The 9755-nt window shown below is 38.0% G+C and carries 10 protein-coding genes and 1 pseudogene; 3 read left to right on the top strand and 8 right to left on the bottom strand.

Going from position 1 to position 9755, the window contains the following annotated elements; translation table 11 throughout:
* The coding region (locus tag RT405_RS02140; RefSeq protein ID WP_313467201.1) for a winged-helix domain-containing protein at window positions 1-92 on the bottom strand (92 nt) is incomplete at its 3' end.
* Window positions 93-407: 315 nt separating this feature from the next.
* On the opposite strand from RT405_RS02140, the gene RT405_RS02145 reads away from it, so the two are divergent.
* Window positions 408-2360, top strand: a complete 1953-nt coding sequence (locus RT405_RS02145) for an ABC-F family ATP-binding cassette domain-containing protein (RefSeq protein WP_313467173.1) — start codon at window positions 408-410, stop codon at window positions 2358-2360.
* A gap of 196 nt (window positions 2361-2556) precedes the next feature.
* Here RT405_RS02145 and tsaD read toward each other — a convergent pair whose 3' ends face one another.
* From tsaD to tsaB, 4 genes are read right to left on the bottom strand one after another with little or no spacing between them, the layout of a single operon-like run.
* A complete protein-coding gene (tsaD, locus tag RT405_RS02150) occupies window positions 2557-3603 on the bottom strand; it encodes a tRNA (adenosine(37)-N6)-threonylcarbamoyltransferase complex transferase subunit TsaD (protein WP_313467174.1) in 1047 nt (348 codons plus the stop codon).
* A gap of 26 nt (window positions 3604-3629) precedes the next feature.
* Complete coding sequence (gene rimI / locus RT405_RS02155) at window positions 3630-4118, bottom strand: ribosomal protein S18-alanine N-acetyltransferase (RefSeq protein ID WP_313467176.1); 489 nt, start codon at window positions 4116-4118, stop codon at window positions 3630-3632.
* Entirely contained in the window at window positions 4102-4716 is a 615-nt protein-coding gene (gene rimI, locus RT405_RS02160) for a ribosomal protein S18-alanine N-acetyltransferase (RefSeq protein WP_313467177.1), read from the bottom strand. Before rimI (RT405_RS02160) ends, rimI (RT405_RS02155) begins: the two co-directional genes overlap by 17 nt.
* Window positions 4700-5422 carry a tRNA (adenosine(37)-N6)-threonylcarbamoyltransferase complex dimerization subunit type 1 TsaB gene (tsaB, locus tag RT405_RS02165; RefSeq protein WP_313467178.1) on the bottom strand — a complete coding sequence of 241 codons (723 nt, stop codon included), beginning with the start codon at window positions 5420-5422 and terminating at the stop codon, window positions 4700-4702. The genes rimI (RT405_RS02160) and tsaB overlap by 17 nt, the downstream gene beginning before the upstream one ends.
* A gap of 384 nt (window positions 5423-5806) precedes the next feature.
* On the opposite strand from tsaB, the gene RT405_RS02170 reads away from it, so the two are divergent.
* Both RT405_RS02170 and RT405_RS02175 read left to right on the top strand, forming a co-directional pair.
* On the top strand, window positions 5807-6022 hold the full coding sequence (locus tag RT405_RS02170) for a CsbD family protein (protein ID WP_313467180.1): 216 nt from the start codon (window positions 5807-5809) through the stop codon (window positions 6020-6022).
* Window positions 6023-6256: 234 nt separating this feature from the next.
* Window positions 6257-6997 (top strand): NAD(P)-dependent oxidoreductase, encoded by a 741-nt coding sequence (locus RT405_RS02175; protein WP_313467182.1) that lies wholly within the window; start codon window positions 6257-6259, stop codon window positions 6995-6997.
* A gap of 311 nt (window positions 6998-7308) precedes the next feature.
* On the opposite strand, the gene RT405_RS02180 is transcribed toward RT405_RS02175, so the two are convergent.
* The 3 genes and pseudogenes from RT405_RS02180 to RT405_RS02190 all read right to left on the bottom strand — a co-directional run.
* On the bottom strand, window positions 7309-8253 hold the full coding sequence (locus RT405_RS02180) for an RNA pseudouridine synthase (RefSeq protein ID WP_313467183.1): 945 nt from the start codon (window positions 8251-8253) through the stop codon (window positions 7309-7311).
* Between the two features lie 168 nt (window positions 8254-8421).
* Entirely contained in the window at window positions 8422-9414 is a 993-nt protein-coding gene (locus RT405_RS02185; RefSeq protein ID WP_313467185.1) for a LacI family DNA-binding transcriptional regulator, read from the bottom strand.
* Window positions 9415-9448: 34 nt separating this feature from the next.
* Window positions 9449-9755: pseudogene (locus RT405_RS02190) on the bottom strand (galactose mutarotase); the annotation flags it as partial.

The raw sequence follows: 9755 nt of genomic DNA on the forward strand, positions 1-9755 counted from the left end.
CGGTCTTTTCCAGCATCGTGCAAGAAACGTAAATAGCGATAATAAATAGGTAGTCTTTTAGCGGTTGCTTTTGGTACTGTTGGATTAGTCATTTTCTTCCTCCGTTAAGTTTTTTTAAAATGATCTTATTAGATAACATTTTTTTCACAAGAATTTTCATTTAAATGAAAATTCACAAGCTTTCCTTTACTTCGACTTAGTCATTATAGCATCTTTTAAAGAGAATACTAGTTTTTTTTTCTTACTTTTAAAAAGAAAACAGATTTTTCCCTGTTTTATCTTGTGAACATTCACAATATAAGATTGTGAAATCCCTGCTTTTTTTCTAACAAGATTGCTTAGAACAATATCAGAATGACAGCTTATATGCTAAACTAGAAGAGAGAATGATGAAATGAGGAAATAATATGATTTTATTACAAGTTCAGCATGTCGCGCGCTATTTTGGAGCAGATGTGCTTTTTGAAAATATTTATTTAGAAATACAAGAAAACGCTAGAATAGCTTTAGTAGGACGCAATGGTGCTGGAAAATCCACTTTATTAAAAATGATTGCAGATGTCGAACAGCCAGACGCAGGCCAAATTATTAAAAGTAAAAATGTGACGATTGGATACCTGGCACAAAATACCGGCCTAGACTCTGCCAGTTCTATTTGGGATGAAATGTTAAAAGTCTTTGAACCGGTGATCCAATTAGAAAAAGAAATGCGCCAGACAGAGATCCAACTGGGCGACCCAGAGCTGCTGGCAGATGAAACCCTCTATCACAAAACGTTGGCCCGTTATGATCAGCTTCAACATGATTTTCGAGCAGCCAATGGTTTCGGTTATGAAGCTGAAATTCGTTCTGTTTTGCATGGTTTTCGTTTTTATGAAGAAGATTATGCAAAAGACATTCGCCAACTATCTGGAGGCCAAAAAACTCGATTAGCTTTGGCTAAACTATTATTAGAAAAAAGAGACTTATTGATTTTAGATGAGCCGACCAACCATTTAGATATTGAAACATTAAATTGGCTTGAAAACTATTTACAACTTTACCATGGAGCCTTATTGATCGTTTCTCATGACCGGTACTTTTTAGACAAAGTAGTTAATGAAGTTTATGAAATCAGCCGACAGAAAATAACCCATTATAAAGGCAATTATTCCAAATATTTAACTTTAAAAGCTGCACAACTGGAACAAGAATGGAAAGAATATGAGAAACAACAAACAGAAATTGCTAAATTAGAAGATTTTGTCAACCGTAATTTAGTCCGTGCTTCTACAACTAAACGTGCCCAGAGCCGTCGAAAACAATTGGAAAAAATGGACCGGATGGATCGGCCTCAAGGTGATGAAAAATCTGCACATTTTCGTTTTCAATCCAATAAAGAAAGCGGAAATGTGGTTTTAACTTTAACAGATGGTGCTATTGGATACAAAGAACAAATTTTATCTGCCCCAATTGAATTAGAAATTCGAAAATATGATTCAATTGCATTAGTTGGCCCCAACGGGATTGGAAAATCTACTTTGTTGAAGTCTTTGATCGGTGATTTGCCTTTAATTCAAGGAAATAAGCAGTTAGGAGCTAATGTTGATTTGGGGTATTATGACCAAGAACAAGCAAACCTACATTCTAAAAAATCGGTACTCAATGAATTATGGGACGAGCATCCCACTACACCTGAAAAAGATATTCGCAGCATTTTAGGTAGTTTTTTATTTACAGGTGATGATGTAGAAAAAGGTGTTTCCAGTCTAAGCGGAGGCGAAAAAGCACGATTAGCTTTAGCTAAATTATCCTTGCACCGTGATAATTTTCTAGTGCTGGATGAGCCGACTAACCATTTGGATATCGACAGTAAGGAAGTCTTGGAAAACGCATTGATTGATTTCGATGGTACCCTTTTATTTGTTTCTCATGACCGTTATTTTATTAACCGTTTAGCTACAGCGGTGGTCGAATTGTCTGAAGAAGGAAGTACCCTTTACCTAGGGGATTATGATTATTATATTGAAAAAAAAGCACAGCAAGAAGAATTGCAACAGCTAGCAGAAGCGGCCGAACAAGATAAACAAGTTGTCGGAAACGCCTCTTTAACAAACAAAAACCATCGGGAAATAAACAAAGAGACTCAAAAAAAAGTTCGTCAATTAAGTAGAAGAATTGAAGCACTTGAAAATGAAATGACTGAACTGGAGCAAGAGGTCGAAGCGATTGAACTTCAATTGACCGAACCTGAAGTTTTTGGAGACCATATCCAGGTTCAAGAACTCAATGGAAAATTGACAGCTTTACAAACAAGAAATGAACAACTCTTAACTGAATGGGAAGAAAAAAGCATCGAACTAGAAGAACTGGAGCAATAAGAGAGTGGGACAAAAGGCGTTTAGACTTGAAACACTGGAGCGAATAAGCGCAGTATGGTCACCGACCATCGAGCATTATTCGTGAAGTGGACGTCGAGCCTGCCTTTTGGAGCTTGTTTAAGAAAAATAGTTAAGAAAAAGGCAAGAGGATGAGACTTATGTCTCATCCTCTATTACTTATTTTTATGGAACTTTTTTATTTGCTCTCTGTTTGCTCTTCAAAACTATCAAAAGTCAAACCAGGCTGTGCATTCAAGTCATAACCGGCAAATTGTTGCCGATTGTACTCTACGTAAGCAGCTGCACCAATCATGGCTGCATTGTCTCCGCAAAGCGACAATGGAGGAATCAAAAGCTTAACATCAGGCAGTTCTTGGTTCATTGTTGTGTTCAACTCTTCTCGCAATCCTTGATTGGCCGCTACTCCTCCAGCCAAAACCAACTGTTTGACTCCTAACTCTTTTGCAGCACGCATTGTTTTTTTGACTAACACTTCAATTACACTTGCTTGAAAACTAGCTGCTAAATCATTTTTGTCTACTTCTTCATTTTTTTGAGCGGCATTATGAACCAAATTAATAAACGCACTTTTTAACCCGCTAAAACTAAAATCGTAATTATCTTCTTTCAACATAGCTCGCGGAAAATGGTACGAATCTTTTCCTTGATGAGCCATTTCGTCGATCCGCTTACCGCCTGGGTAAGGCAAACCTAAGACTCGTCCAATTTTATCATAAGCTTCTCCGGCAGCATCGTCTCGTGTTTCTCCGATAATTTTGAAATCTCCGTCTTTTTCCATATACACTAATTCAGTGTGTCCGCCACTGACAACTAAAGCTAATAACGGAAAAACTAAGGGTTGAATCAATCGATTAGCGTAGATGTGTCCGGCCATATGGTTAACGGCGATCAAAGGCAAGTCATGAGCATAAGCCAATGCTTTAGCTGCATTAACGCCAATCAATAAGGCCCCTACTAATCCCGGTCCATACGTTACAGCGACTGCTGATAAGTCTGCGTAGGAAACACTTGCTTCCTCCATAGCTTCTTCAATACACTGAGTGATTTGTTCAACATGGTGCCGACTCGCGATTTCCGGTACGACACCACCAAAACGCATGTGGCTTTTAATCTGTGACGCTACAATATTAGACAGCATTCGTTCTCCGTTTTCGACGACAGCAACACTCGTTTCATCACAACTCGTTTCAATGGCTAAAATTAAATTTTGTTCAGACCTCATGCTTTCACTCTTTCTACTTTACATTTTTATTCTTCTTCTGGCTTGATGTATTGCATGACCACCGCATCTTCATTTGGGTCACGGTAATAATTTTTGCGTATTGCTACTTCTTTCAAACCAAATTTTTGATACACTGTCCGCGCCGGCTGGTTACTCGCACGTACTTCTAAAAACAGCTGTTTCATTCCCTGTTCATCTAAATGCGATAAACAAGCAGCCATTAAACGACTGCCGATTCCTTGTTGTTTAAATAGTTGATTTACACCAAAATTAGTGATCTCCGCTTCTCCTAAAAAATGACGATAGCCGATAAAACCGATCGCTTTTTCATCTTTGACTGCAAAGCCGTATCCTGCAAGCGAAGTATCCAAATCTGTTTGAAAATTGGTTACTGACCAAGGCGAACCATTTGGATAACTTTCTTCTGCTATCTGATACACTCGCTCACTCGTAATAAGTTCTTTTTCTGGAAAAATAAATTGTATTTTTTCCATTGTCTCATTCGTTAAATTCATGTATATCACGCTTTCTTAAAATAGGTTTACTCATTTCCAATGCATCTTCATGGTCGCCAGCATAATAGCCTTTTTTGACTTTTCCCGCCTTAAATCCTAGTTTCCGGTAGAGATTCTGAGCCGTTGCATTTGAAACACGAACTTCTAAACTCAACTGATGCATGCCTTGTTGTTCTGCCAATTGCTCAATTTCTTTTAACAAATAATAGGCTAGGCCTTTTTGCCGTTCTGTTGGAACTACGGCAAGATTCGTAATATGGGCCTCCCCTTCAACAAACCAAGTACCTACAAAAGCAACCGTTTGACTTTCAAGGCTTGCAATTAGATACAATGCTCGTTTATTGCGTTTGATCTCATGTTCTAAAGCTGTTGCGTTCCAAGGGGCGGTTCCATTATAACTTAACTCTTGTATTCGGACAATATCCGGTATATCGACAACTGTTGCAATCCTTACTTCCACTATTCGTCCATCTTTTAAAGTCTGTTTTACAGCTGATAAGCGGATAATTTCAGATAAATTCCCATTTGATACCTGCTGTTCTCCTATGCTCCATATTGATTGCTCAGTCTCCAACCATTCCCTAAATTTTCTCAACATACGATTCCTCCAGCCGATCCGGGTGTTCTTTGCGCCAATTTTCCTCCGCTTCTGCCAATTTTAAATAATCGGGTGTTAACGTATGGACATCTTCTGGCTTTTTTGTTCTTCCTAACAGTCCTAAAACACTTGCTTTAGGCAAGTGGTCTTTCAAAGGTGCAGAAATGACACGTTCAGCCAACTGTTGTTCAAACGTTGTTAAATGTAACAACCGGTCTTCGCCAATCAATTCGATCGTCCCAGTAAATTTTGTTAAGTAACTGGCCCATGCTTCAGCTGAAATATGGGTATCTGGTTCGATTTGTATTAATTCTCCAGATTTCCATTGGTACACACCTGTATAAATATTTCCGCGGCGCGCATCGAATAACGGCACCAAATAATGCGGAGACTCTTCGCAGTTGCCAGCTAACACCGCTAGACTTGAAACACCTACCACTTCTTTATTCAAAGTCCAAGCTAAAGTTTTCGCAATCGTCACACCAATCCTTAAACCGGTATAAGACCCAGGTCCTTTAGCCACGACTATTCGATCTAATTCAGCCGGTTTCCAACCAGCTTCTTTCATGAGTGTTTCAATTGCTGGCATTAAACGCTGACTGTGATTGCCTTTTACATTCGTAGTAACTTCTCCAATCAATTTATGGTCTTCTAAGACCGCCACACTCATTACTTGATTAGAGGAATCAATTGCCAATAGCTTCATTTTTAAACGACTCCGTTCTCTGTAATCTCCAGCTCATTGCTTTATGTTCCTTATTTTAGCACATAATGTTTAAAAGATTAAGCAGACGAAAGCCCATACACGTATAAAGTAGAAGAACGACCTATTTGTTATCCTGTACTTTAACTAGTGATTAAAGCTATGAGATAGCAGACACAATCAACCCACTTAACAAAAAGAGCTCCACTTTTTGATAGATGAAAATGGATAAAAGGGTTATCATTTGATTTTTTTTATTAAACCAGTTAAGCTTTAAACATAAAAGAAGTTCACACTTTTAACACAAATTACTTTAAGTTCTTTATGAGTGTTTATACAGTTGTGCGAACCGTTTTTTAAATAATTATCTATTAGGAGGAAAACAACATGGCAGACAAAGATAACGGTATGAAGAACAAATTAGAAGGTATCAAAGACAAAGCAGTCGGTGCTGCAAAAGACGCTTACGGTGATGCTACTAACGACCTAGGCAAGCAAGCTGAAGGTAAAGCCCAAAAAGGCAAAGGCGAAGTTGAGAAAAAAGTAGGCGACGCTAAAAAAGAAACAAATGATCGTATGGACGACCGTACAGATCGCGCATAATAATTCGTTTTCCCCGAGAGTGCTACTTTTGTAGTGCTCTCTTTTTCGCTCAGTAATCACCTGAATGATCAATAAAAAATTGAAACAACAGCATCTTTTTTTGCAAAAATAAAGACAAATCAGATCACAGCAGCAATAAGAAAACTAGACTGCCGATTTATTCATTTACAATAAATTTAATTCTTATCTACTTACAGTACCATTGAATCTATTTTTGATAGGAGGAAATGAATGATGGCTCGTATTTTAATTACAGGCGCAACCGGAACAATTGGAAAAGTAATCACACATCATTTAAAAAAACAGCATGAGCTTACGTTAGTTGATATCCACTTTGACGATGTTGATAAGCAATTACTGGAAGGAACCCAAACAAAAGACTTAGATTTATCGCTCGAAGAAAATTGGGAAGGCTTACTTGATGAGATAGAATATGTTTTGCATTTAGCTGGTGATCCTAGTCCAGATGCAGAATTTTATGGGTCGTTACTCGACTTAAACTACAAAATTCCTTACAATTTGTTTCATCAGGCAACTCTAGAACCTATGCATATAAAACGAATTATTTTCGCCAGTTCCATTCATGCAGTAGATGCTTACCCTGCAAATGTACAAGTCCATGTCAATCAGCCTGTTCGTCCTGCTGATTTATATGGAGTCTCTAAAGCGTATGTAGAAGCTTTAGCCAGTTACTATGCTTTTACGAAAGGACAAGAAACTATCGGTATTCGTATTGGAGATTTTAAAGAAAGCGGCAAACCCGCGCCAAATGCAGGACCTGAGGGCTTAGCTAACTTCTTATCAGCTCGAGATTTTTGTCATCTGATCGACTGTACATTATCAGCTGACCTTCAAGAACCTTTCTTATTGGTCAATGGAATTTCAAATAATACTTTTCCACGTCTTGATATTGATCAGGCTCGTGTGGCTATCGGTTATCATCCGCAAGATAACGCATTCGAAATGAAAGAATAAAATACCGCACGCAATTCTTCTAAACTATATTTTTTATGTGTATGTATAAAAAAGCAGCTGAAGACAAAAAGGAGAGGATGAGACATAAGTCTCATCCTCTTACCATTTTCTTAACTATTTTTCTTAAACAAGCTCCAAAAGGCAGGCTCGACGTCCACTTCACGAATAATGCTCGATGGTCGGTGACCATACTGCGCTTATTCGCTCCAGTGTTTCGAGTCTAAACGCCTTTTGTCCCACTATCTTCTTTTGTATTCGGCTGTTTTCTCTTTTTTAAGGCAAACTTTCTGGCTTACGATGGTCGTTCGTTCTTATTTCGAAAATTGTAAAAAGACCTTTGGGATTTTTGTTTTGAATTGCATCAACTCTCCAGATGTAGGATGGATGATGGCTAATGTTGTGGCATGCAAGCCTAAGCGTTTTAATGGATTAACAGTAGAACCATACTTTTTGTCTCCAACTACTGGATGGCCTATTTCTTCCATATGAACTCGGATTTGGTTTTTTCGACCCGTTTCCAATTGAACTTCCAATAAAGTAAACTCATTATTAGAGCGTATCTTTTTGTAATGCGTGATAGCTTTCTTCCCACCATTGTCGTAAGAACTGGAAAAGACGTGCATGGCTTTATTTTCTGTTAGCCAAGAAGTGATCGTGTTTTCTTCATCACGCACAACTCCTTCAACCAAAGCAGTATAAACTCTTTCTTTTACCATGGTTGTCCAGTTTTCTTGTAACTTAGTCTTTACAGCTTCGCTTTTTGCAAATAACATGACACCTGAGGTATCTCTATCTAATCGGTGAACAACAAAAACTCGGTTTTTAGGGTGTTCTTTTCTAACATAAGTAGTTAGTTGACGATAGGCTGTCAAGTCTTGTTCATTTTTAGAAGCCATAGACAACATCCCCGCTTCTTTGTTAATAACAATTATAGCCTCATCTTCATGCAGTATACTGATTCCTGTCAAAGCTTCTTCTTTGAGTGCTGCTTTATTCGCAACTATAGAGACCGTTTGACCTGGAAGTAAAGGATGATTATGCTGTTTAATGTTTTTACCATCTACCCACACTTGTCCTCTCGTCAAGACGGATTTCACCGAATTTCTGCTATTTTTAACCTTTTCTTGTAATAAGAAAGGCAGTAATTCAGTTGGTTCTTTGACAAGATAGTCTTTTGTTTTACTATCTTGTTGCTTATGCGTTCTTTCTGGTTTTTTACTTTTTTTAATAGCTTCTTTGCTGTGCTGTTTTCTCATATTTTTCATTCCCCTTTTTCTAAAGCGTTTATCTAGTTATTTATCCAAACTGCTTCCTGCTTCTCTTGCAGTATAACGGAAAAAGGTAAAAAAATAACCTAAAAACTAAAAATCTCCTTTTTTAAGAGTTTCTAGTTAGTAGGTTTTTACTTAATTGTGGATAACCTGTTAATTGGTACTTTCACGTAAAATCAAGTCTGTAGATAAAGTGATTTTTTTTGCAACTTTCCGATCTGAATTTATCCGATCCAGCAGCAAATCAAATCCGGCTTCCCCCATTATTTCTGTGTACACTTTTACCGTACTCAAAGTTGGGTACACGTATTTGGCTACGCTGATATCATTAAATCCAATTACTTCGACTTGCTCTGGCACTGAAACCTCCGCTTCTTGCAACGCACGTAAGGCTCCAATTGCCAAAGCGTCATTGGCAATAAAAAAGGCTGGAGGCAGATCATCGTCTAATTCCTGAAGAGCCTGCTTCATTAATTGATAACCTGCTGTTACATTAAACGCACCAATAAACGTATATTTTTTATGGTATACGTTTTGTTGGCGTAAATAATTTTCGACTAAAACTGTCCGTTTATCCACAGGCGTTTGTGACGGATCGCCATAAGTTTCTTGACCGCCAATAAAACCGATACGCTTGTGACCTTTTTCAGTAAAATACTTCATTACGGAATAAACTGCTTGTTCGAAGTCTACTACCACTGAGTCCAGCTTGTATCCCAATACATCAAAATCGACAAAACAAATATTTTTAGTCCATAATGCTAATTGTTCTATTTGAGAATTACTGAATTTTCCAATAGCGACTATGCCTTCAATATCCGAACTGATCTCAAAGGCAGTATTTTGAAAGTGCCGTTCAACACTATACCCTTCTTCTTCCGCACGTTTTTCAACACCTAATCGAATCGACAAGTAGTAAAGGTCATCAAGCTCTTCTTTTTCCGTATACCATTGTACAATAGCTATTTTTCCATTCTTTTTGGCTTTCTTTTGCTGGTATTTGGTATAGTCTAAAGCTTCAGCAGCTTCAAAAATCCGTTTTTTTGTCTCATCTCCGACTGACAATGTTTCATCGTAATTCAACACCCTAGAAACTGTTGCGCTGGAGACATTCGCTTTTTCAGCGATATCTTTGATTGTTGCCATCATCAACCTCCTCCTTTCTATCGTTTTTCAATCATTAAAGAGTATCAAATTGATACGTTGTTTCTGAATAGAATGTTTCATCAGGTTTTAAAATTATTTCGCCAAAGTTAGGATGGTGAATCGCATCTGGCAACATTTGAGTTTCTAAGGCTACTCCTGAATAAGGCTGAACTTTTTGGCCTTCGATTTCATAAGTGCCCTCTACCCAATTATTTAAATAGACCACTACTGATTCACGATCTGTATAGAATCGTATCCGTCGCCCACTTTCAGGATCAACCAACTGACCAGCCGGATGATCAGCCGACTGCCGCAAAACAAACGGATGGTCATAGCCTCTA

It is taken from the genome of Carnobacterium sp., from assembly GCF_032094055.1.
GTDB lineage: Bacteria > Bacillota > Bacilli > Lactobacillales > Carnobacteriaceae > Carnobacterium_A.

What these genes read in the sequence shown, in the direction of transcription:
- RT405_RS02175 (WP_313467182.1), top strand. Translation starts at nt 6,257, where the DNA reads ATGGCTCGTATTTTAATTACAGGCGCAACCGGAACAATTGGAAAAGTA.
- RT405_RS02145 (WP_313467173.1), top strand. Translation starts at nt 408, where the DNA reads ATGATTTTATTACAAGTTCAGCATGTCGCGCGCTATTTTGGAGCAGAT.
- RT405_RS02170 (WP_313467180.1), top strand. Translation starts at nt 5,807, where the DNA reads ATGGCAGACAAAGATAACGGTATGAAGAACAAATTAGAAGGTATCAAA.
- tsaD (WP_313467174.1), bottom strand. Translation starts at nt 3,603, where the DNA reads ATGAGGTCTGAACAAAATTTAATTTTAGCCATTGAAACGAGTTGTGAT.
- rimI (WP_313467177.1), bottom strand. Translation starts at nt 4,716, where the DNA reads ATGTTGAGAAAATTTAGGGAATGGTTGGAGACTGAGCAATCAATATGG.
- RT405_RS02185 (WP_313467185.1), bottom strand. Translation starts at nt 9,414, where the DNA reads ATGGCAACAATCAAAGATATCGCTGAAAAAGCGAATGTCTCCAGCGCA.
- tsaB (WP_313467178.1), bottom strand. Translation starts at nt 5,422, where the DNA reads ATGAAGCTATTGGCAATTGATTCCTCTAATCAAGTAATGAGTGTGGCG.
- RT405_RS02180 (WP_313467183.1), bottom strand. Translation starts at nt 8,253, where the DNA reads ATGAGAAAACAGCACAGCAAAGAAGCTATTAAAAAAAGTAAAAAACCA.
- rimI (WP_313467176.1), bottom strand. Translation starts at nt 4,118, where the DNA reads ATGAATTTAACGAATGAGACAATGGAAAAAATACAATTTATTTTTCCA.